A 23233-nucleotide genomic window follows, 5' to 3' on the forward strand; every position below is an offset into this window, starting at 1 on the left:
TAATCTAAAAAAGGCGAGCTACTGCTAAAGTGGCTCGCCTTTTAAGGCATTAAATCAAGCTAAAACACAACCTTACTGCAACTATTGCTGATGGTTCTGCTCATCATTAACAACAAAGAGGGTACGGGTAGGATAGGCGAACTCAATTCCTCTGTGCTGAAACTCCTCAAATATGCGCAGGTTAATGCTTTGCTGTGTATCCATATAGACATTGTAGTCAGATGATAGCACATAATAAACTACCTCAAAGTCGAGGCTGGAATCACCATAGGAGGCAAAATGAGCTCTGTCGAAGCGGGTAAGCTGCTGCTCTTCCACAATTTGCCGCAACAAACCTGGAATGGTTTTTACCTGCTCATAGGAAGTTTGATAAATCACATTGATCTTAAAGACCACCCGGCGTTGCTGCATCTGCTTATAATTGTGGATCCGGGAGTTTGTAAGGTCTGAATTTGCAAACACCAGCTGTTCTCCAGATAAGCTTTTGATGCGGGTTGTTTTAACTCCGATCTTATCTACTACTCCCATCTTATCATCTATAATAATGAAATCCCCAACCTCAAATGGCCTATCGAAGAAGATTACAAAGTAGTTGAAAAGGTCGCCAAGTATGTTCTGAGCGGCTAAGGCCACAGCTATACCACCAATACCTAAACCAGCCACGACTGTCGTAACATCATAGCCAAGGTTATCGAGTAACGTAAGTAAGCCAATGCCCCAGACAATTATGTTAATGACCAGTATGACACCACCTAATTGTTTAACTTTTTCTTCGCCGTTTTCTTGCCGGCCAACGTAGGAGCGTAGCAAGAGCAGAATAGTATTAGATACAAACTGTATTGCCAGAATGGTAAGGGCTACTGTAGTGGCAAACTGTATAATGTTGTTAACCCTTACAGGAAGAGCCAGGTAATCTAGTGCCGCAAAGACTAAAGCTATATAGAGTGCAGGTACACCAAAGCGATCTATACTTTCTATAAGGTGGTTATCAAAGTTTGAGCTGGTTTTCTCGGTAAGTCGAGCAACACGTGTTAAGACACTGTTTTTAAAAAAGTTGATGAGCGCAACACCAATAATAATGAAGGCTATCAAAATCAAGTATGTCTGTAGAGAGTTGTGAAAAAATTCCCTTTCCAAAATGTCATTCATGAAGCATTCTGTTTTTTTAGTGAGGACGGATACCACCAAACAGGTAGTGGTGTAACAACAAGTAAGGCATACGGACAAAACTGTGAAAAGATAGTAACAGCTCTATGTTGATGTGCATAGTTGCAACTACGGCAAACTGTATATCCACACATTGTTGCTCCCAAAGCTGTTAAATATATTATTTTACCCAAAACAGATAAGTGTATAAGTTGTAGCTATTTAAACAAACAACCCTGGCTTATTTGCCGGAGTTGTTGAGATGCTTAAGCTATTTCAGTTCCAGGATAAGAGGTGCCTTGATCGGTAAGGCTAACTTTGACTGGTTAAGGTTATAAGCCTTGCCCGAAATTACATCGGTGGTTTGTTTGACGCCCTGCAGTTGCGGAGCAAACTTCTCCAGCTCCAACTCATATGGCAGCTCGTTCTTGTTCAAGATAACCATTACTTTTTCAGGGCCGTTGTGGCGGAAGTATACATATACACCTTTGTATGGTGCGTAGTGCGTCAGTTTTCCTGTATGGATTACCTTCGCATCCTTTCGCCAGTTAAGTAGCTTCTTCATATACTGCTGCATATCCAGCTGCTCCTTTGTTAAGCCTTTGCCTGTGAAAGCATTTACCTTGTCTCCAGACCATCCCCCAGGAAAATCCGTCCGGATAATACCATGGTCGCCTTTCTCGCTGTTGTGCATCAGAATCTCAGTACCATAGTATAGTTGTGGAATGCCTCGTGTTGTAAGAATATAGGCAATGGCTTGTTTAGTCAAATCTGCATCCTGGTTAAGCTGGGTGTATATTCGGTCCATGTCGTGGTTGTCAGGAAATACTACCAGGTTCTCCGGCTCTGGGTACAGGAAATCGGTTGCTAATGTATTGTAAAGCTTTAACCAGCCAGTGTCCCAGCTCTTTTCATCGTCTCGCAGAGCCTCAACCATTGCATTCTGCACAGGAAAGTCCATCAGGCTTGGTAGGTAAGACACATAACCGTTGTAATTCTTTTTGCCCCGCTGCCAGTAAGAAACAATGGCTGGGTTTAAAGACCACTCTTCGCCCACGATGTTGAAGTTAGGATACTCGTCCATTACGCGTCGGGTCCATTCGCTCATAAACTCCGGGTCAGGATAGGAGTAGGTATCCATTCTTATACCTCCCAAGTCTGCATATTCTATCCACCACAGCGTGTTCTGGATAAGGTATGTTGCCAAAAGCTCATTTTCCTGGTTCAGGTCTGGCATCGATTCCACAAACCAGCCCTCTGTTTGCAGCTGGTAATCATACTCAGAGGCATGCGGGTCTTGAATGGCCTCGCGGCGGTGGTTGGTGGTTTTATACTCATCCTGGAAGTTCAACCAATCTTCAGTGGGTAGGTCATCCATCCACCAGTGCTTAGAGCCAATGTGGTTTAAAACCATGTCCATTACCAACTTTATATCACGTTGCTTTGCTTGTTTAGAAAGCTCAAGGTACTCTTCATTGCTTCCAAAACGTGGGTCCACCTTATAATAGTCTGTGGTAGAGTAACCGTGGTAAGAAACTTTTGGCTGATCATTTTCGAGTACAGGGTTCACCCATAGCGCTGTAAAGCCCATATCTTTTATATAGTCCAAGTTCTGGATGATACCAGCAATGTCACCACCATGCCTACCACTTCTGTCGTTGCGGTTAAGCTTGTCCGCCATATCCTTTACAGAATCGTTCTTAGGGTTGCCGTTGGCAAAACGATCCGGAGTAATCAGGTACATAACATCTGAGCTTGTGAAGCCTTGCCGATTAGCAGATCCGGCAGCCCTTTGCTTCAGCTCATATGAATAGCGGTGAACAGTTTTGTTGCCTTGCTTGAGCTGAATGTTAAACTTTCCTGGTTTAGCACCAGAAATATTTAAGTTAAGGAACAAGTAGTTAGGGCTGTTTACTTTGACTACATCTTTAACTTCAACACCTGCGTAATTGAAGACAGGCTGCATAGTACTGATGTTATTGCCGTGCAGCATCAGTTGCAGGTTTGAATCTTTCATTCCGGTCCACCAAAATGATGGCTCAACGCGAAGCTTATTATTTTGGGCAAAAGCTGCTGTTTGCAGCAGCATGAGTAGTAGGGAAAGTAAAAATAACTGTTTCCGGTACATAAATAGAGTTGTTATAAATAAGGTTTAGTAAAAGCTGCATACGCTTAAACGTGCAGTTTTAAATACATAGCTGCAAAAAAGCTATTTTATCCCCTTAGAGAAAAGAAGCCTCATGCAGAACATGGGGGAAGAATTGTTACCCAGCACATTAATGCCGATAATTTTTCACCAGTATTTCAGATCTGCCTAAATAAAAACAGGCTTACCGATCTGGAAGCCTGTTCATTTAGTCTGTTCAGTAGCTACTTGAGTATAATTCCGTCTGCAATAAAACGAAGCTCTTCTTTAGGTGCTGTTATGGCAGCAATCTCAGCCTCCGATTTTCCGGCATCCTTAGCATAATGACGCTGGTCTTCTACTGAAATTACCTCTCTCTTTGCCGTTCCTGTAAACACCACTTGTCGCCCCTCCAGGTTCTCTAACGGTACAAAGAAACCATAGTCGCGGAAGGTAACTTTCATGTTGCTGCTATCGGCAAGCTTAACATCCATCCAACAGCCCTTGGCCTGGCAGCTTTCCTTTATCTCTGCCGCTACGGTAGCCTGTAAAGAGTCTTTGTCAGCTACAGCCTTTACCAGCTCAGAGGCAGGAATCACATTTTCTTCTTCGAAGGCGGCCCCATACGTAGTGCTAGTGTTGGCTGCTTGTTCTATTGTTCCTTCCTCTGCTATAGGCTGCTTCTGATTACAACCTTGTAGTAGAGCAATTGCAAGTAAAAGACAGAGATTTTTTTTCATTATAGCCGTTTTAGATTGTTAGTTAATCAAAATTAAGCCATCCTCTTGATAGAACAAGGGGCTGTGCAGATACTCTTTAAGATTTGTTGAATTTAGAGCAGAATAGATTGTAAGGGTTTTTATTTTGGGGTAACATGAACATATAGATCATGAAGATAAATGCTTACGCTTTTTTTGATTAAGTATAGCTTCAAGAGTACAAAATCATTTATTAACGTGGTTCGAGGTCTACCAGCCTAGCCCGATCAATGGTAATGAATATACGCCCTGTTAGAAGTGGCAGGTATGCAACAGGGAGTGAAGCCTGAAAATTATCCAGCATCAGGTCGAAAGAGGTAGAAAAGTACAAGGACCGGCTTTCGGTTATAAAGCTTACAGGAAGAACAGCCTGGTTTGTGATGCCCTGAAGTCTAATGGAAGTGGTGCGTCTCATTGTTTCGGGGGAGAGATTTCCTGCGTTGATCTCCTGAACGGGTGCTGCCATACTTATAAACAGCTGAGGATACTTCGCCTCAAATAACACTTCATTTGCCATGTTGGCAGGTATGGTATCATGAAGCGGCACCAGGGTAGAGACAGGTAAAATGCATTCTAGTTGTTGATTCTCCCTGTTGTAGCGTACCAACATCTGGTCAGACATAAACTCGTACCGACTCTCTGTACCCTCTAATGCCACTAAAACTCTGTTGCTGCCGGTATAAGGTGTCCGGTTTATTTGTGCTTCTGCCTGGTTATTTTGCAGGATTAGTAATGACAATAACAGGAGGTATATCGGGTGTAACTTTTGCTTCATAAGGAATGTGTTTAGTGGTAATAATCAATCCTATAACGCAAAAGATGTTACAATGGTGGTATGCAATTGGCTATACTTTAACTGTAAGATTTGGTACAACAAAAGGTTTCTTCAGTTGTTAAACAAGAGGATAAGGTAGCAGCATAAATTAACATGCCTTTTACAAAACTATAACTGGGCTGTAAAAGTATAAATTACTACACTTAAACAGGGTACAGCATGTGTTTTGGCTAAAGTAGCTGTAGTAGCGCATGATAACGGAGCAGAGGATGAACCAGGATAAAAAGAATCAAGTAAACCATAAGCAGCGATCAGCCTTTAAGAGGATTGAGAAAATGCATCCTATCCGGATGCTGCTGTACCTAAGTATGGTTGGCATTGGTGTACTATTTTTCATTTTGGTAGTTGCCTTTGCCCGCACAGGAGGTTTCCCCGAAGGGCAGTTTGAACTGCCAAAGTTTTTTAGCATCAGCACTGTCATTCTCTTATTTAGCAGCTATACTATCTCTAAAGTTCCCAGATTTTACAAGAAGGAAAAGCTTAAAAAAATGGCCCGTTATCTTAGTATTACCTTGGGCTTAGGTGTACTGTTTATTGGAGCGCAACTAATAGGCTGGAATGAGATGTCGAGTTCGGGGGTATACTTTACTGGTAAGTCCTCAGGTACCTATCTTTATTTGATATCTGCTTTGCACATTCTCCACCTGTTAGGAGGCATCATCTTCCTGTCTTTCATGGTATTTAAGACCATATACGTAAACAGCGATGGAGTGCGTAGCCTCATTTTTATCCGCGACCCCTACAGGCGCCTTCAACTCTCTATGCTGAACAGCTACTGGCATTTTATGGATTTCCTCTGGCTCGGCCTTTACCTTGTTCTCCTTTTTGTTGCTTAACTCTTGAGCTCAGAGGCCACTGCCTTGTTCCCTATAAAGTTTTAGGTTGGTGCATGAGGTAGTTAGCTAATTTATAATCTTATGTGCTATCACATGTAAAGCTTTACTGCCATCCATCTATGTATCATTTCCAACTAGCGTAGTAACGTTACACTTCCTTTATAGGATGTAGTGCCATAGTCGATGACGTAGAAGTAAACACCGTCATTTACAGCGCTTCCATCCCATTTAAAGTTACTGTTTGTACTCCTGTATACTTCGCGGCCCCAGCGGTTAAAGATACTAATGCTGGTAAAAGTGGCAGAGCAGAACTCTGGAGGCAGACCAGGAATCTCAAAGAAGTCGTTTTTGCCATCTCCATTTGGGGTAAAAATATTGGGTGGTATGTAGTCTGCCACCTTAGGTGTTTCCACTTTAAACTCCATCGTGATACGTTGCGGTCTAGGATCACATGCATCCTCCTGGAGTAAGAAGTTTACGCGTAGCACCTCATCCTCAGAAGCAGGGCAAATAGCTGTCCAGGTAAAAAGGCCTTTCGCCTGCCCAGCTCCATTTGTGCCGGTAAACTGCATTCCATAATCAGCTAAGTTGAACCCGTCACCTTCCGCAGTTATGATCAGGTTATTCAAGTCAATGTCTAAGCCATCAAAGTTAGCCTCGAAGGCTTCGTTCAACTGAAGTGTAAAGGCATTAAGAGACTGATCAGAGGTAAGTGTTGGTGCACTGTTTTGCGTCTTCACTACAAATTCCAGTGTCAGCTCCTTGTCAGGTGAGGAGTCGCAGGCATCTTCTGCCAGCGTAAACTTTACCCGCAGGTTGTTGTTCTGAAATGCTTCACAGGTCGGCGTCCAGGTGAAAATGCCATCTGCTTCTCCAGCTCCGGTTGAGCTGTTAAAGACCATTCCGTATTGCTCCAAAGTATAACCTTCGCCTGCTGCAGAAAGAGTAAGCATGTCCAGGTCTATATCACGGCCGAATACATTCGCCGTAAAAGGCTGGCCAACCACAAGTTCGATGGTAGTTACGGCTTGATCAGAACCTATGGTAGGTTCATTGTTGTCCGACCTGGTCCTAACCTCTATAGTTTCGGTTCTGGTTATCTCTTTATCACAAACCATACTCTTGACGACAAAGTCTAAAGTATAGTTTTCCTTCTTCAAGGTTTCACAGCCTATATCCCAGCTAAAAGGAGAGCTAACCTCACCAGGTGCACTTGTATTCTCGAAGTTGATTTGTTCAGACGCTACATCAAAGTCTCTTCCTTGTGCAGTCAGCGAAACAATATCTTCATCCGGGTCTAGACCTAGGACATCAAAGCTAATACGGTCCCCTTCCTGCACCTCGAAAACACGCCTGTTCGTTGAAAGTGAAATGGAAGGAGGTGCATCGGGTGCTGGCTCGATCACGAAGCTTACCCTAACAGTATCTTGGCGCGGGAGACTACAGCCATCATCTTTCACTATAAAGTCGATCATGTATACTTTCCCCTCGGTGTTAAAGCACTCGTTAAAGCATACTGTGGCACTTAATGTATCCTGACTAGAAGCCTGATTTATTGTGCCTCTTGTGGCACCTGAAAAGGAGTATTGGTTAGAAGAGAAATTTACCGGCCTTGCACGTAGCTCCACGTATTCCCCTCTGTCTGGGTCAGTGAATAAGACGTTAAGGCAGCGGTTTGTGTCCGAAGAGTTGATGCGTATTACCTGTCCTTCTTGGTAGAGGTTCTTTTTACCTTGCTCCTGAGCCACGACAACAGGTGTTTGGTTTTTAGGGCAGTCAAGCACCAGTACCTGGAAATCTCGACGCACTTCGCCCAGTTTTACCCCATTCCGGTACTCCTGAACCCTAATACCAAACACGAACAATCCTTTCTGCGATGGCCGCATAGTTAGCAACCCAGATTGCTTGTCAATGTCGATAGCCGGGCTGCCTTGTATTTGGTTCTCGGTGTTGTAACCGGTTAACCAGCGTATGGTGGCATACGGAGCTGGCATTGGAGGTGTACTATAAGCTGGTGGAAACGCCAAGGTATAATAATAGGCTGGCATGGCTGGAGTAGTATATCCATTCAATGGCGTAACCATGTCATAGACCAGAGAGTCACCATCTGGGTCTGTACCGTTAAACTCAAAGTAAAACAGCTCACCTACGCAGGCATAATCACTTAAAGGAGGAAAAAGAATAGGAGAGGAGTTCTGAAAGAACTGACCAGTTTTGATTACAGGCGGAAACTCCATATAGAACACCTGTGCAGCGTCCTGTGGGCGAATAATATTGTTGATGGTACTATTGCGGCAACATCTTTCCCAAGTTACATAATATCCGGCAGGATCATTATAAATGCTCGGGTCTAAGTATATATTTGAACTATAAATTAACTTATCTGTAACCAGTTGACCAACGGTACAATCTATGTTGGTGTAAGGTACCCTATTAGAGCTGGTAAGAGGCAGGTTTTGCCGGGATATATATCTATTGTTAGCTTTGCTGAAGATGTTTACTGAAACGTAGTTATCGCGGGCTCCCGGACTACCATTCACTACATCGAAATAGAGATTAAGGTTGAGCTTGTAGTTATAGCCACTCACGTGTTGCATCTCAAATTCTCCGCCCACAATATGCGTGGCACTTGCTGTAAGGGAGGTGCAAACAAACAAGAAGAACAGGAGTAGTATACGGTGCTGCATAGGCTTAACCAAGCATTAAGTATAATTCAGTGTTAAATATAACCTTATTCGGGAATTTATAACACTAATAACCAAAAGATTATACTTGACTGCGGTTGCTCCTGTTGCAGAAGGTGAGCTACTTCTTTTTCTCTTGTGGCCGTAAGATTTTTTCCAACAACTCCTCGAATGGGAGTGGCTTGGAGAAAAAGGTATCCTGGTAGCTGTTGGTAGCAAAACGGATATAGCCAGGATAGTTATTCACCTGTACATAATCGAGCAGAACATTGCCATAAAGCTGGTTGCATAAGCTGGAGCCAGGTACATCTGAAGCCGGAGGAGTAAACAAAAGCTTTTTTACTTGTTCAGTGTACCTTTCGTGGCGCACCTGCAGTTCATTCTCGCTATGCAAGGTGTATCCGTGCTGTTTTACACGGTCGCTCAGAAGTTCGAAGAAGAAGCCGAAGTTATGCGCTCCTATGGAAGGATCATAAAAAAAAACGGCCCCCCTCAGGCTTTCTACCTCAATCAGTTGAACTCTCAGTTTACAGGGTAAGCCAGCTTTTTTATAGTGGTAAGCCGTGTAAAACGGAGCAGTCCAGTTTAAATACGTTTGTGCTTCTACCCACTTGTGGTAGGTGGCTACATATTTAGCTGAACGCTTCACGGGGCTACACGTGAGTTTATTCCTTTTTAAGCCCAACAATCGCTTGAAAAAATCGTTAAATGGCATCTGATAATTTACCTGTTAAACACATGTCGCCCAAAATAGTTTACTGCTGTATTGATACCATTGCTTGTTCGGGCGGTATTACCTGTAAGAATCTTAGTTAATAACAGCTTAAAATCTATATATTAATGCCAGCTGCGTGCTTAATTGCCGGACAATTACCTGCGGCCGTGGCTAACGCTGCTGCAAACGCTGAAAAGAAATGGAAATACTGACACAAGAACTCGAGACAAAGAAGCGCCTGTTACAGGAGTGTACCAAGCTGCTTAGTGCGCAAATAAAGGCGGCAAAAGATGCGATGAATGAGGCCCAAGAGAGCGCGAATGACCACCAAGGGGCGATGGAAGACAAATTTGAGTCATTCCGGGAGAATTGTCAGATACAGCGCGACTTGTACGCAAGGCAGCTTGATGAACTGATGACTACACAGAGCATACTACGCCGAATCAATGCTACAAAGATAAATACAGATGTGTCGCCTGGGGCAGTAGTGCATACTGAGTTGCAGAATTATTTTATCGGCGTGAGTTTGGGTGAGATAAAACTCGATGGAGAGTCTTATTATGCTATCTCTGGCATGTCTCCATTATTTAAAGCAATGGTTGGCAAAACTGCAGGTGAAACCTTCACTTTCAGAGACAAAAGCTATAAGGTATTGCAGGTTTTCTAGAAAATTATTCTAATCTTATTTAATGCACAACCCAAAACCTCGATTTGGAGTTTAAAGGAAGGTAAAGGGTTAATAAAAAAAGGGTTAGCGAGGCTGTAAAATAAACTGTGTCAAAGGATTAGCAGTATTACCTTTAACACAGTCAACATGGAAGAGAAAAACGAGCTGGATCTGGAGAGGATCAAGCGCCAGTTCCTGGAGGAGTTCCGGAGCGGCAAACCCACCTTCGGCAAAGACGGCGCCCTGGGCCCTCTGCTGAAACACTTCTTAGAGGCCGCCCTGGATGCGGAGATGGACCTGCACCTGAATGCTGAGCAGCGCCAGCAAGGCAACCGCCGCAACGGAAAGGTGAGCAAGCAGGTCCGCACCTCAGACGGCGTGATCGAGGTGGAATCATCCCGCGACCGCTCGGCAAGCTTCGAGCCGCAGATCATCAAGAAACGGGAAACGGTGCTGGCCGAGAACCTCGAGCCCCGCATCCTGAGCATGTACGGTCTGGGGATGAGCTTGCGGGACATCTCTGCTCATCTCAAGGAGATGTACGACATGGACATCTCCCACGACACCCTGGCCGCCCTCACCGAGAAGATCGTGCCCCAGGTCAAGGAGTGGCAGGCAAGGCCGCTGGACAGGCTCTACTGCATCGTCTGGCTGGACGCCATGCACTATAAGGTGCGGCAGGAAGGGCGGACCGTCTCCAAGGCCGTCTACAATATTTTAGGCATTGACCGCCACGGCCACAAGGAGCTGCTGGGCGTGTACGTCTCGGAAAGCGAGGGGGCTACCTTCTGGCTCAGTGTGCTTACGGACCTGCAGCAGCGGGGCGTCGCCGATATGCTCATCGCCTGCATTGATAATCTCAAGGGCTTTGCCGAGGCCATTACCAGTGTCTTTCCAAAAACTGAAGTGCAGAGCTGCATCGTGCATCAGATCAGAAACAGCCTCAAGTATGTGGCCTCCAAGGACCAGAAGGAGTTCATGCGGGACCTCAAGCCCGTCTACCGGGCAGAGTCAAAGGAACTGGCCGAGCTGCGGCTGCTGGAGCTGGAGGAGAAGTGGGGCAAGAAATACCCCAAGGTGCTCGAGAGCTGGCAGCGGAACTGGGACAAGCTCTCCACGTACTTTAAGTACACCGAGCCGATTCGCCACCTGATCTACACCACCAACACCATCGAGGGCTTTCACCGCCAGGTGCGCAAGGTGACCAAAACGAAGGGAGCTTTCCCCTCCGACATGGCCCTGTTGAAGCTGATTTACCTCTCGCACCAGAACATCAGCCGAAAGTGGGTCATGCCCCTTGCCAACTGGAGCCAGACAGCCCAGCAGTTGTCAATCTGGTTTGGGGACAGGATGCAGCTGGACTTGAAGTGAGACGCACTTCAAAAGTTTGGCCCTGTTGCTGTAAGGATTCACACCAGTACACCAACAGGGCCAGTAAACGATATGATAAGGAAATGACACAGTTTAGATTACACTCCCGGGTTAGCTGTTCGGTTAACCCTTTTCATTTTTTGTATGGGAGGCTATTCTACTCTTGTCCAGTTTTGAGTGCGGCCAATAAGGGAAATGCCAATATATCCTTTTACCTCCATCTTATCTTTTCCTGTCATTTTCATGTAGCAGGAGTAAGTTTTGCCACTCTCCGGGTCATAAATAGTACCATCATCCCATTTGTTGTCACCTTCATACTCAAAACCCTGCATAAACCGTAAGCCAACCAGTGGTCTGTTGCGTAACTTTTTATCAGGGTTGTTCTCGTCAAGCTTTGGCTTTCCGTTGCGGAGCGGCTCTTTTAACGTTACAATCTTGCCACATAGTTTGTCACCGCATTTAAAGATTTCGAAACGCGCTTTACCTTCCTCATTTGTCCAGGTTCCAACAGGTGAAAGTTGCTGAGCCCATGCGCCTGAAGAAAACAACATGAGCATTACCAGAAGTAATAGGTGCTTTTTCATGGGAAATAGTTTTGATGTTTGTCTGCAACGAAATATAGGAAAAATAACGAGATGTTTTTTGCCTTAAGGTCCTGGGTAAACAAAATTTTCATTTATTTTCCAGGGCTTTCAAAGACCATCTCAGATCGATTTGAATTTGCACTTATTTATAGGCTTCTGCTAATCAGTAGGTTGAGGTTGCGTTCGATAACCCATATAATCATATGTCCATGATGTACAGGAGAAGGTCTTGCGAAAGGGTAAAAACAAAGCCCAACTTTGTGAACTTTTAACCGTTTTTTTAACTTTATACAAAAGTAAGTGGCGAGTGCCACGGCCTTCATACCTTAAACTGGTCAACAGATACAGTGGCAGGTTGTGAGGTTTATGTCGGACTAAAGAGAAAGGAGGTGCTATGTCTAATCCATCGGTCGTCTTAGTAAGCCAAGGTAATAATGTTCACGTAAAAGGTGAGCTGGCTTAGTAAGCAGTACTGGCTACTGCTTACGCAGATAGCGATTTACCTTTGGTCTTCTTAAGAAGATGGTAAACTGAAAAACAGGGCGCCGCTTGCTGAGAAATTGAAGGATTCCTGAAACACCTGGTGTACTTTGACGGGCTACACCAGGTGTTTCTTTTTTTCTGTCCAACTTAGGAGTTAAAGAGCGCCATTTAAAGAGAACTACGACTACAAATCATCCTTGTAAATGCTGTTATTGCGCATGCGCCGCTCTTGCACAAAGGTACCCACATAAAAGGCTACAGCAATAAAGCTGCTGAACCCCATCAGTAGCAGCAGGATACTCTGTCGATTCCACTCAAAATTTTCTGGCTCTATTTGCCACACCACCAGCAGACCTACAAGAAGGGTTAAGGCCGTAACCGTGTTGAACACAAAGCGATTGTGCTTTCGCAGGTGATGCGTACAAGCCAACAGTAAGAGTCCTATAAAAGGAGCAGTTAAATATGTTGGTGATCGGGCAGGATCTCCGAAATATAGAATGAGACCAGCCACTACCAGCACCAGTGCGTTGAAAGTATTAATTACGTAAGGATGTACCATAGCCAATAATATTTTACTGCCAGGCCTCTCTGCCTCTGCAAGCTATGATTGTTTGTACGAGAAAATAAAGAAGAGTTTTACAGACTACAATATGCGGCGTACTTGTAAGAAACGCAGATCATAACGGCTGCCCTCTACCTGGCTTACTTTTACACCACCATTAGAAGACGAATGCACAAACTCAATCGTGTCACTTGGCCCTGAGATCACTATACCAACATGCCCCGGTTCACGCACTTCTGGGTTAGTGCCTGTAAAGATAACCAGGTCCCCGGCGCGTGCCTCCTCCCTTGGCAGGTAGTTTCCTTCTTCAGCCTGTAGACCAGAAGAATGTGGTAAATCTATATTATACTTGTCATATACGTGGGTAATAAACCCTGAGCAGTCAAATCCCTCAGGAGTTTCCCCTGCCCAAACGTACGGAGATCCCACTAGCCTCATGGCATACTCAACAAGCTCTAATTGCTCAGGCTGATCTGGTTCTGCCGTTATATCAGCAATTGCTACTTCATTGCTGGGTGTGTATGGGGTAGTCAGGGTATCAGAAGAAGTTGCGGAAGTAAAATGGCTTGGCCTGAATAGTACAAGCAACGCCAGCAGGACTATAGGTGAGAGTATGATCAGCACGTTCTTTTTCATAGCAGTAGGTTTTTAGGAAGAAGTAAGAAAACTTCATGCCAATCAGATTTATGAAGAGCAAAAGTTCATACTTCCTGTTTCACTTCCATCATAACAGATTTCAGAAAGTATAAAGTTCTACCTACAGGTTTCCGGCATTGATAGTTAAAAGTTTAACGTTCACAAAGTAGCGCTATCAATAGCAAATAAAGAGAGTATACTACTATATAATATGACGTTTAAAATAGAGAGTATATGTTTCTTTCCAGCCTTAGTCATGAACGTCTACAAATCTGTCTCTCTTGAGGTAAGCACCGGCGAAAGCCACAGGCGACTGCTCCTGCGCTGTAGGGCCAAGCTGAATTCTATTGAGTTTAGAGAGGGAGTGGTAGAAGCGCTGCAGCATGCAGAGGCACACCAGATAAAACAATGGCTTCTGGACCTACGCGAGATAGGAGAGTTGGACGAGGAGGAAGAGGAGTGGCTTCAGCGCTACCTGTTTCCCTGTTTGATGAGTAAGTTAGGCACGGGTAATTACGTGGCTATGGTGCTTTCTAACAGATGCTACAGAAACATGGAAGAACAATCAGGTAGTTTTGGGTTAGAAAGCTATAATGAAATGGTCATTATCAAGGTTTTCTGTCATCTGGTTGATGCAGAAAGCTGGTTGGATGGTAAGGAAGCATCGCAGGCTTCTTAGGGCAGGGGAGCAGTTATAGCATTTTGAAAAGCACCGTAATTGTTGTAAAATGCCAGGCTATAACCAATCATCCTTAACTTAAACATGCTCAAACACAACCGATTTAAACTCCCGCTTTTAATAATCCTATTTATCTGTCTCGGCAACGCTGCCTCTGCTATTGCTGCAGAGTTGCGCTATACCTTATCTATGCCTGAGCCACACACTCATTACTTTGAAGTGGAGGCTGAGCTAAGTGGTACCCGTAAAAAATATATCGACTTTACTATGCCTGTTTGGGCGCCAGGCTCTTACCTGGTGCGCGAGTTTGCCAAAAACGTGGAAGACTTTAAGGCAACAGATGGCTCTGGAAAGGCGCTTAGAAGCGAGAAGATAGATAAGAACACCTGGCGCGTTTATAGCAATAAAGCTAACGTAGTACGTGCCTCTTATGATGTTTACGCCTACGAAATGAGCGTACGCACCAGCTTTTTAGATGCATCTCATGGCTATGTCAACGGCACGAGCATCTTTATGTACCCCGAAGGGTTCCAAAATCAGCACGGTACGCTTGTAGTAAAGCCATATAATGGCTGGGACAAAGTATCTACCGGCTTGAAGAGCACTGGCAAATTTACTTACACGTTCCCTAACTACGATATACTGGCAGACTCACCGCTAGAAATCGGCACCCACGAGGTGTATGAATTTACTGCTGCCGGAGTACCTCATGAAATAGCCATGTATGGTGGCGGCAACTATGAGCCTAAAAAACTGATGGCCGACATGACCAAAGTGATTGAGGAGGCTGTAAAGGTAATGGGAGAGCTACCTGTAGACCATTACGTGTTTATAGTGCATAACCTGGAGCGCGGTGGCGGTGGCCTTGAGCACCTGAACTCAACCACCCTGCAGACCTCCCGCTGGAATTATGGGAACGAGAGTAGCTACCATGGGTTTCTGGCATTAGTGGCACACGAGTATTTCCACCTCTGGAACGTAAAACGCCTTCGCCCTGAGCCACTTGGGCCATTTGACTATAATAAGGAAAACTACACACGCTTGCTGTGGGTTTCTGAAGGTATAACTAGTTACTACGATGACCTGATAGTTCGCCGTGCAGGTTTTTATTCTCCTGATCGTTATTTAGGTATAGTGGCCGGTAGCATCAACTCTGTGGAAAATACCCCTGGTAACAAAGTACAGACAGTGGCAGAATCTAGCTTTGATGCCTGGATTAAGTATTACCGCCGCAACGAAAATTCTAATAACGCTGAGGTATCTTACTACACTAAAGGTGGAGTGCTAGGGCACTTGCTGAACATGGAGGTAATGGAAGCGACCAAAGGGGAGAAGAGCCTTGATGACGTGATGCGCTTTATGTACCAGCGTTACTACAAAAAGCTAAATCGTGGGTTTACTGAAGCAGAGTTTAAAGAGGCAGTTGAGAAAATCTCCGGCCGTAACATGGACGAGTTCTTCCGCAGTTATATAAATGGCACAGAGACTCCTGATTATAACAAGTATTTTGATGCTGCCGGTCTGCAGTTGGTAAACTCAAATGAGGGCAGTACAGCTATCAACTGGGGAGCTTCTACCTCTATGTCTGGAGGAAAATTACTTGTTCGTGGTGTAAGCCGTGGCAGCAGCGCCTGGGAGGCCGGCCTCAACGTAAATGATGAGATAGTTGCTGTTAATGGTTACAGAGCAGGAGATGACCTGGAGCGACAAATTGCATCAATGAATGTGGGCGATACTGCCGAGGTTGTTGTAGCTCGCGATGGAAAGCTGATTACACTAAATGCTAAGATGCTGCAGGATAACAGTGTGCGCTATCATTTTGTACCTGTTGACAATCCTACACCTCTTCAGAAAAAAATTTTTACTACCTGGCTGAACTTAAGTAACAGCTAAATAAGGTTGAGCAAAACAAAAAGGCTGAAGTATCTACTTCAGCCTTTTTGTTTTAAGGCGGTTTTCTTACTCCAATCGAAAAGAAGCGCTTACGACAGCTGTAATCTCTTTATCAATCGAGGTAGCATCGTTGATGCCATAATCAGAGATCATGTTTGAGTTTGCTGGAGTAATTTGTATCACTCCCATTCGGGCATTGGTTATGGCTCCTAAATCACTGCCTGTTGCCTCAGCTATTTTCTGGGCACGATGCAAAGCGTCTTTTGCAGCATCAGCCTGTATCTCGATTTTCAAATCTGCTAATTTGGTGAAGTAGTATTCCGGTGGCATTACATTGATATCTATACCCTTGTTTACAAGAGAAGTCATATCCAGGGATACTTCTTTGATTTTCTGAACATCTGCAGAGGTAACTTCTACCATCTGATTAGCATTATACTGTATAATGTGGCTGGTGCTATAGCCTTGGCTTGTTATCTCATAAACAGGGTTCAGGTTGATTGTATTTAGGTTGATAGCGGTATCAGGAAACCCCTTTTCCTTTAGGTAGCTTAAAACAGCAGGCCGTTGCTCTAAAAGGCGCTGGTATGCAGCATCGGCAGTAGGGGCTGAAGCCTGGATACTGCTGCGAAGTATGCCCAAATCGGAAGTGATCTCCCGCTTAGCAGAGCCTGTTACATTGATGGTTTGGTTGGCCTGGTCGCGGGATTTAAGGAAAAGTGTTAGCAGGAGTGCACAGACAATAAAACTAATGCCTAGCACAAGCGATGGCAGCAAGAGGTTGTTTTTGTTCATAGTTTTTAAGGATAGTGAATAGTATAATACAAATAAGCAGGTATACCTCTGTATTTATAGGTGCTTCATCGCAAAGCTAACAATTTGCTGCACTGTAAGTATTTGTTTATTAATTTATAGGTATGTAAATTTAGACGTTATCAAGCTATAAATTAGCTATCATGGTAATATACGATACAGCTAGCGTCAATATTACTTTTCAAGAACAGGATAGCCTTATCCTGATTCGGTGGCTTCATCAGCCAGATATGGTTATGATGGCTGATGCATATCTTAATGGGTTGCAATTTGTATGCAAACACCCAAATACTTTATACTTCTGCACCGATCAATCTGTGATTGGGCCGTTAGACCGGGAGTTGGAAAACTGGCTACTTCACGACTTTTACCCCAGTGTATACCGATGCCTCGAAAGGGAAATATATGCTGCGGTTGTCTTTTCAGATGCACATTTCAAAGCCATTGTAACGCATTATCAAGCTACGACACCACTTCCACAACACTTCATTCATTTCAACTACTTTGCTTGCCTGCAGGAAGCTCTTCAGTGGTTATCAGACGTAAAAAAAGGCCAGGAGATAGCTGCACGTGCGCCATCTGCTGACCTTTTTAGAACTTCATACTAATCTACCTATACAGTATCAAGGGAAAATACCGAGCGCCTCATAGCTCACCCCAATTTTCTCTATTGCTGCTAGAAATGCTGCCGTACGTAAGCCTGGAGTGTTCTTCTGTATCATCACATCCCGTATCTCATGATAGGCGTTGATCATCGTGTCTTCTAAACCAGATCGTACTAGGCTAATTTCGTCCGCTCCCTGCGTTAGGAAGGCTCTTTCATTAGCCGTCATACTTTTTCCGGAGCTTGTTTCAATGGCATTTACCAAGCGGCGGTAGCTTGCTTCTTCTGCACGTTTGCCCATACGGCCAAAGCGTACATTAGACAGGTTCTTTAGCCACTCAAAGTATGATACGGTTACACCACCGGCATTTAAGTACAGATCGGGCAGTATTAGAATGTTATTTTGCAGTAGAACATCCTCCGCCTCACGTGTTACAGGCCCGTTTGCACCCTCTGCTACAATTTTGGCTTTTATGTTTCCTGCGTTGCCAATATGAATGACGTTTTCCAACGCAGCAGGTAGCAGTATATCACATTCAAGCTCCAGCATTTCCTCTGAGTTTTCGTAGTTCTTGCAGTCCTTGAAATTAAGTATAGAACCATTCTCACTACGGTGCTTAAATGCCTCCTTTACATCAATGCCGTTGTCGTTATAGATACCACCTTCGCGTTCGGCGATACCTGTTATAATCGCACCATCCTGCTGGCAGAAATACGCAGCATGATAGCCCACATTTCCCAAGCCCTGCACAATAATGCGCTTGCCTTCCATAGTGTTGCCGCTTAAGCCTCTTCCTTTCAGTATGTCAGAGTCGGCCAATAGCTCACGCAAGCCAAAGTATATACCCAAGCCAGTTGCTTCGGCTCTACCTCTTATACCTCCTTGCCCCACTGGCTTACCCGTTACACAGCCTAAAGCGTTGGTCTCACCATACTTAAGCGCCTGGTAGGTATCCGCTATCCAAGCCATTTCCCGGCTGCCTGTACCATAGTCAGGAGCTGGTACATCCATACCAGGTCCGATTAGGTTCTTTTTAATAAGCTCTGCTGCATAGCGACGCGTTACTTTCTCCAGTGTCTTTACAGAGCTGGTGCGAGGATTGATTTTTACGCCTCCTTTAGCGCCTCCAAAAGGAACATCCACTACAGCACATTTAAATGTCATAAGAGCAGCAAGGGCTTTCACCTCGTCCTCATCTACCTGCATGCTAAATCGAATACCACCCTTTGAGGGCAATTTGTGGTGACTATGCTGCACCCGTATTCCCTCAAACACCTCAATTCTTCCTTCTATCTCTACAGGAAATGAAACTTTGTATACACTGTTTGTTGCCTTTATCTGAGCCAGAATGCCTGGGCTAAGTTTAGAGTAACTGGCAGCGTGGTCGAAATACTGATGGACACTGTCTAAGAATTTTTTGCCTTCGTTAGCTGTATTTGCCATACAAGTGTTTTTTAAGGATGATAGATTAATGGGTTTATGAACGGTTGTGTACTTTATTTGTTCTATTCCCTTCTTTTCTTGTCACGAAAGAACCTATAGATCTTCTGTGTATGAATAAGTTAAGTCTATACTTTAAAATGCTTATATTATAATATTTAGCTAATAAATACAAAAAGCTTGTTTTATACATTTGTATTCCTCAATTTTACCGTACTTTCATTATATAATATCATCCCCGTGGTTACTTTTTAAGTAGCGGATGTTGTACAAAGCTTTCACAAAATTCCTGACGTTAATGTATCAAAGTAGTTAACTATGAAAAGTGTACATCCATATTGTTTTTCAGGAGTTGGGCCACTAGGTGAGACTCTTAAACTATTTAAGTCTGAAAAGCTGGTAGTGGAATACGTTGCAGAGGAAAAGACACTTATTGTGGGCTGGAAAGGCAAAGTTAAGTCAGAAGAACTGAGGAATGGGTATGATGAGCTGCTGGAACTTGTGCATAGGCTAAGACCACGAAAGTGGCAACTCGACTTAACCAAACGCGATAAGTTAAAGAAAAAGGATCAGCGCTGGATTTTTGAAAACTTCCTGCCTAAGGTACTTCGTGCTGTAAATGATGATGTCTTCATGGCTGTGATAGTCCCTGTTATTATGTTGAATGAACTTGTCAGTGAGTTGAGTGGTGATGAGTTAATGCATAAGGGTAACTTCCTGATTATGCAGAACTTTATGTATCGGGAGGAAGGACAGCGCTGGCTGAATGAAATGGAAATGATTAAGCTGGGGGCTAACAAAGTCTCCTAAAAAGATATAAATAAAGAAGCCCGGACCATTTAACTTGGTCCGGGCTATTATATAAAGTTTGTGTGGCTTACTTAACCTGAAGTAGCTCTACATCAAATATCAAAGTAGAGTGTGGCCCGATCACATCGCCAGCACCTTGTGCACCATAAGCCAGTTCTGCCGGAACGAAAAGTCTCCACTTAGCACCTTCTTTCATCTTCTGAAGAGCCTCAGTCCAACCTGCTATGACACCATTTACCGGGAAAGTAGCTGGCTGGCCACGCTCATAAGAAGAGTCAAAGGTGGTGCCATCAATCAAAGTACCGTGGTAGTGTGTTGTTACAGTATCGCTAGCTGATGGAGATTTACCCGTACCTTCTTTCAATACCATGTACTGCAGTCCGCTAGGCAGGGTTTGTACCCCTTCTTTGCCTTTGTTGTCAGCCAAGAACTGCTCACCGGCTTCTTTATTTGCGGAGCCAGCAGCACTTTGCTTTTGTGCCATTTCCTGTTGCAGCGCCATCATCGCCTCCTGAACCTCTTGCTGAGACAGGGCAGAAGCATTACCAGCCTGTATATCTTTCAGGCCTTTCATGAAAGACTCGGCTTCCACTTCAATGCCTTGTTTCTTCAGGTTGGTAGCCATGTCGCGGCCAATGATGTAGCTGATCTTTTCTTTTAAATCCATAATATGTGATTGTGCACCATTTGGTGCGGTTTAGTTTGAAAGTTCAAATGAAGTACGCAGTATATGCAAAGCTACCATTTTTGAGGCCGAACCCCAAGCCAGAACCAAAGTAGTGGCGGCTGTTGGCTAGCGTTGCTACACTAGAGTTTCTACGAAGAAATGTACGGGAGTGATATACAAGTAAGTATGCAGAGGTCGAATCTGCTATGTTGTTTAGAGGGTTACAAATAAAAAGAGCCGCAACAAGCAGTCGCGGCTCTTAGCATTTCTGCTTTGCTGTTGCTTACAAATACAGGTGATAATCTTCGTCTGATAAGTCAATGGATATATTAGAAGGCGCTAGCCAGTTTCTTACTACAAGCGCAACCGATGTGCTTAGTAAGAGCAGAGAGGAGATGGATGCGAACTGTCTCATAATTGTAGGAGTATAAGTGTTGAACTTGCATTTAGAACGCTTAACAGGTGCGAAGGTTGCTAAACCATATAACCTAGGTGTTACCATACAATTAAGCTTTTGTTTAGGGTGTTGAACCAGTGTTACCTGGTACTGAAAAGTAGAAAGCAACAATTATAAGTTTAGTGCGTCAGGCATGGTCTAATATTCCTAAAACATGCATAAAAGCTGGTTTTTAAAATATTTTGTGCAGCATTAACTGGTTTATCTCAGAAAGTTTATCATACCTTTGCAGCCTAAATCAGCTATGCATCCGCAGCGACTAAATATTGATAATATTAGTACTTGCCCCGCAAGTGCTACAGGTATGGTGTCTACCTCTCACCATGTGTCGCTTTGTGATAAGCTGAATGGTTATTGCCTACACTTCTACACTACCCCAAAAGACTTTAGCTGATATTTCCAGGGTTCCGTACAGCCGTATGTTGCATACGCTACTCTGGGTAAGGCATCTGATAAGAGATTATAAATACAAAGTCAGTTTTACATCCATTTTTATTTATGGCAACAAATATTAGCGTTAGGCGCACGTTTTCGTACGCCTTTGCAGGTGCTTACCTTGTGGCGCTTTTCCTTTCTATCTTCGACAGGCAGATGCTGTGGCTCCTGCTAGCAATAGTGCCTTTGCACCTGGTCTTCCAGTATAACTTGCGCCAGGCGAAGCACACTTTGCTGCGCAATTACCCGTTAATTGGTTACCTGCGGTACTTTTTTGAGAGTATCCGACCTGAGTTTCGCCAATACTTCTTCGAGTCTGACACAGATGGCAAACCTTTTAGCCGCCGTCAGCGCTCTATCGTGTATCAGCGTGCAAAAAATGTGCGTCAGACTGTGCCTTTCGGCATGCACAGTAATAGCTTGGAAGTAGGCTATGAGTGGATAGCGCATACCATGTTTCCAGTGCATGTAAAAGAGGAGAATCTTCGTGTGCTGGTAGGAAGCAGCCGCTGTAAGCACCCTTACAGTGCCAGTATTTATAACATCTCTGCTATGAGCTATGGCTCGCTGAGCAAGACTGCTGTTAGAGCTCTTAGTGCAGGTGCCAAATTGGGAGGCTTTGCTCATAACACAGGTGAGGGTGGTGTAAGCCCGTTCCATATCGAGGGCGGGGGTGACCTAATCTGGCAGATTGGTACTGGTTACTTTGGCTGCCGTGACAAGAAAGGCAACTTCTCAGAGGATTTGTTTAGAGAGCAGGTAGCACACCCGCAGATTAAGATGGTAGAGATAAAGCTGTCTCAAGGAGCCAAACCTGGTCACGGTGGTATACTTCCGGCAGCTAAAAACACGCCTGAGATTGCTGCCATCCGTAAGGTGGAGCCTCATACAACCGTTGCTTCGCCTCCGGCGCATTCAGCATTCAAAGATCAGTTCACCATGCTGCTTTTTATAGAGAAACTGCGTGTACTCTCAGACGGTAAGCCTATTGGCATAAAACTTTGTATTGGCAATAAGCAGGAGTTTGAGCGCCTTTGCCAGGAGATGATGCATAACAGAATACTTCCAGACTTTATCACTATTGACGGTGCAGAAGGAGGTACTGGTGCGGCACCACTAGAATTTACCGACAGCCTTGGAATGCCACTATACGATGCCTTGGCGTATGCTCAGTCTACGTTGCGCAAGTATGGTTTGCGTGATGAAATAAAGCTGATTGCGGCAGGTAAGATTATCACGGGAGTCGATATCATTAAAGCGGTGTCTTTAGGTGCTGATATCTGCTACAGTGCCCGAGGAATGATGTTCGCCTTAGGTTGTATTCAGGCGCTACAGTGTGACTCAGGACGTTGCCCTGTAGGAATTGCCACTCAAGATAAGAACCTGTACCAGGGGCTTGATGTAGCTGATAAGCGTGTGCGTGTTGCAAATTTCCATGGCAACACCATTAAGTCTACTGTAGAAGTAATGGAGGCATGTGGGTTTGAAAGCCTAGAAGGCATTACGCCAGATAAGATTTTCAGGAGGGTAGAGCAGGGAAGAAACATGAGCTTTAAAGAGCTGTACTTTCCTAAAAGGACAACAGCTGCTGATGTTAGCAGAAACTATGTTCTGAACTAAGGGGTTCAGTAACCTCAGTTTGGATATGACTTAAGAGCAGCCTGCCAGGTCACCAGCACCTGGCAGGCTGTGTTGTTTTTGGGAGATGCTTCTTCGCTCCACTTAATACAAAGAAGTTTTCAGAAGTCGCATTGTTAGAAGTAGTCTTCGGTATGCTCATCGTAAGTGTCGAACTCAAAGTCTTCTTCATCAAAGTACTTATAGATAAAAAAGTAGGCTGCCGTGCTTATTAGTAGGATAGTGCCGACAAAGTATAGGAGTGGGGCTTTTTCTGTTCTTTTCATAGTCGTAGAACTTTTAAACTGTTACTTACGACTACTGCAGCTTTCAGGTACAGCTGTTTAGTAACAAACTCAGGAGGTACACAAAAAGAAAAGCCGGATCTTTTGGTCCGGCTTTATACTTATGGTTT

General features: G+C 44.3%; 21 protein-coding genes. 8 read left to right on the forward strand and 13 right to left on the reverse strand.

Features of this window, described 5'->3' with window-relative positions; all coding sequences use genetic code 11:
* Positions 1 to 81: 81 nt before the first annotated feature.
* The 4 genes from PKOR_RS17475 to PKOR_RS17490 form a co-directional block, all read right to left on the reverse strand.
* Positions 82 to 1149: a mechanosensitive ion channel family protein gene (locus PKOR_RS17475; RefSeq protein WP_046312418.1), complete on the reverse strand. Its 1068-nt coding sequence runs from the start codon at positions 1147 to 1149 to the stop codon at positions 82 to 84.
* Between the two features lie 268 nt (positions 1150 to 1417).
* On the reverse strand, positions 1418 to 3163 hold the full coding sequence (locus tag PKOR_RS17480; protein WP_235336678.1) for a glycoside hydrolase family 13 protein: 1746 nt from the start codon (positions 3161 to 3163) through the stop codon (positions 1418 to 1420).
* A gap of 353 nt (positions 3164 to 3516) precedes the next feature.
* The gene (locus PKOR_RS17485) at positions 3517 to 4011 is read right to left on the reverse strand and encodes a DUF4920 domain-containing protein (protein WP_046312420.1); all 495 of its coding nucleotides are present in this window, start codon (positions 4009 to 4011) and stop codon (positions 3517 to 3519) included.
* Positions 4012 to 4222: 211 nt separating this feature from the next.
* Positions 4223 to 4804 carry a hypothetical protein gene (locus PKOR_RS17490; protein WP_046312421.1) on the reverse strand — a complete coding sequence of 194 codons (582 nt, stop codon included), beginning with the start codon at positions 4802 to 4804 and terminating at the stop codon, positions 4223 to 4225.
* Between the two features lie 251 nt (positions 4805 to 5055).
* Here PKOR_RS17490 and PKOR_RS17495 point away from each other — a divergent pair, with 251 nt between their 5' ends.
* Positions 5056 to 5700, forward strand: coding sequence for a cytochrome c oxidase subunit 3 (locus PKOR_RS17495; RefSeq protein ID WP_235336693.1), 645 nt, complete (start codon positions 5056 to 5058; stop codon positions 5698 to 5700).
* A gap of 134 nt (positions 5701 to 5834) precedes the next feature.
* Here the strand turns inward: PKOR_RS17495 and PKOR_RS23665 are convergent, their stop codons facing one another.
* A complete protein-coding gene (locus PKOR_RS23665; RefSeq protein ID WP_052738936.1) occupies positions 5835 to 8387 on the reverse strand; it encodes a T9SS type B sorting domain-containing protein in 2553 nt (850 codons plus the stop codon).
* Between the two features lie 118 nt (positions 8388 to 8505).
* Positions 8506 to 9033: a hypothetical protein gene (locus PKOR_RS17505; RefSeq protein WP_046312422.1), complete on the reverse strand. Its 528-nt coding sequence runs from the start codon at positions 9031 to 9033 to the stop codon at positions 8506 to 8508.
* 265 nt (positions 9034 to 9298) lie between these two features.
* Between PKOR_RS17505 and PKOR_RS17510 the strand changes: the two genes are divergently transcribed.
* A complete protein-coding gene (locus tag PKOR_RS17510; RefSeq protein WP_046312423.1) occupies positions 9299 to 9766 on the forward strand; it encodes a hypothetical protein in 468 nt (155 codons plus the stop codon).
* A gap of 147 nt (positions 9767 to 9913) precedes the next feature.
* Positions 9914 to 11137 carry an IS256 family transposase gene (locus PKOR_RS17515; protein WP_046312155.1) on the forward strand — a complete coding sequence of 408 codons (1224 nt, stop codon included), beginning with the start codon at positions 9914 to 9916 and terminating at the stop codon, positions 11135 to 11137.
* 152 nt (positions 11138 to 11289) lie between these two features.
* Here the strand turns inward: PKOR_RS17515 and PKOR_RS17520 are convergent, their stop codons facing one another.
* From PKOR_RS17520 to PKOR_RS17530, 3 genes are all read right to left on the reverse strand, one after another.
* Positions 11290 to 11721 carry a DUF2147 domain-containing protein gene (locus tag PKOR_RS17520; protein WP_046312424.1) on the reverse strand — a complete coding sequence of 144 codons (432 nt, stop codon included), beginning with the start codon at positions 11719 to 11721 and terminating at the stop codon, positions 11290 to 11292.
* Positions 11722 to 12388: 667 nt separating this feature from the next.
* Complete coding sequence (locus PKOR_RS17525; protein ID WP_046312425.1) at positions 12389 to 12763, reverse strand: hypothetical protein; 375 nt, start codon at positions 12761 to 12763, stop codon at positions 12389 to 12391.
* An 84-nt stretch (positions 12764 to 12847) separates the two neighbouring features.
* Positions 12848 to 13402, reverse strand: coding sequence for a C40 family peptidase (locus PKOR_RS17530; RefSeq protein WP_046312426.1), 555 nt, complete (start codon positions 13400 to 13402; stop codon positions 12848 to 12850).
* Positions 13403 to 13658: 256 nt separating this feature from the next.
* Between PKOR_RS17530 and PKOR_RS17535 the strand changes: the two genes are divergently transcribed.
* Positions 13659 to 14081: a hypothetical protein gene (locus PKOR_RS17535; protein ID WP_046314616.1), complete on the forward strand. Its 423-nt coding sequence runs from the start codon at positions 13659 to 13661 to the stop codon at positions 14079 to 14081.
* Between the two features lie 84 nt (positions 14082 to 14165).
* A complete protein-coding gene (locus PKOR_RS17540) occupies positions 14166 to 15974 on the forward strand; it encodes a M61 family metallopeptidase (protein ID WP_235336704.1) in 1809 nt (602 codons plus the stop codon).
* A 66-nt stretch (positions 15975 to 16040) separates the two neighbouring features.
* On the opposite strand, the gene PKOR_RS17545 is transcribed toward PKOR_RS17540, so the two are convergent.
* On the reverse strand, positions 16041 to 16769 hold the full coding sequence (locus tag PKOR_RS17545; protein ID WP_046312427.1) for an SIMPL domain-containing protein: 729 nt from the start codon (positions 16767 to 16769) through the stop codon (positions 16041 to 16043).
* A 161-nt stretch (positions 16770 to 16930) separates the two neighbouring features.
* Here PKOR_RS17545 and PKOR_RS17550 point away from each other — a divergent pair, with 161 nt between their 5' ends.
* Positions 16931 to 17395 carry a hypothetical protein gene (locus tag PKOR_RS17550; protein WP_046312428.1) on the forward strand — a complete coding sequence of 155 codons (465 nt, stop codon included), beginning with the start codon at positions 16931 to 16933 and terminating at the stop codon, positions 17393 to 17395.
* A 15-nt stretch (positions 17396 to 17410) separates the two neighbouring features.
* On the opposite strand, the gene PKOR_RS17555 is transcribed toward PKOR_RS17550, so the two are convergent.
* Positions 17411 to 18835: a Glu/Leu/Phe/Val family dehydrogenase gene (locus PKOR_RS17555; RefSeq protein ID WP_046312429.1), complete on the reverse strand. Its 1425-nt coding sequence runs from the start codon at positions 18833 to 18835 to the stop codon at positions 17411 to 17413.
* 315 nt (positions 18836 to 19150) lie between these two features.
* Here PKOR_RS17555 and PKOR_RS17560 point away from each other — a divergent pair, with 315 nt between their 5' ends.
* Positions 19151 to 19642, forward strand: a complete 492-nt coding sequence (locus PKOR_RS17560; RefSeq protein ID WP_052738937.1) for a hypothetical protein — start codon at positions 19151 to 19153, stop codon at positions 19640 to 19642.
* 67 nt (positions 19643 to 19709) lie between these two features.
* Here PKOR_RS17560 and PKOR_RS17565 read toward each other — a convergent pair whose 3' ends face one another.
* Entirely contained in the window at positions 19710 to 20309 is a 600-nt protein-coding gene (locus tag PKOR_RS17565) for a BamJ family beta-barrel-assembly machinery protein (protein WP_046312430.1), read from the reverse strand.
* A 955-nt stretch (positions 20310 to 21264) separates the two neighbouring features.
* Between PKOR_RS17565 and PKOR_RS17570 the strand changes: the two genes are divergently transcribed.
* Entirely contained in the window at positions 21265 to 22821 is a 1557-nt protein-coding gene (locus tag PKOR_RS17570) for an FMN-binding glutamate synthase family protein (protein WP_084694830.1), read from the forward strand.
* Between the two features lie 134 nt (positions 22822 to 22955).
* On the opposite strand, the gene PKOR_RS25105 is transcribed toward PKOR_RS17570, so the two are convergent.
* Positions 22956 to 23105 (reverse strand): hypothetical protein, encoded by a 150-nt coding sequence (locus tag PKOR_RS25105; RefSeq protein ID WP_158453796.1) that lies wholly within the window; start codon positions 23103 to 23105, stop codon positions 22956 to 22958.
* Positions 23106 to 23233: the final 128 nt, after the last annotated feature.

Origin of the sequence: Pontibacter korlensis, from assembly GCF_000973725.1 — a bacterium.
Lineage (GTDB): Bacteria > Bacteroidota > Bacteroidia > Cytophagales > Hymenobacteraceae > Pontibacter > Pontibacter korlensis.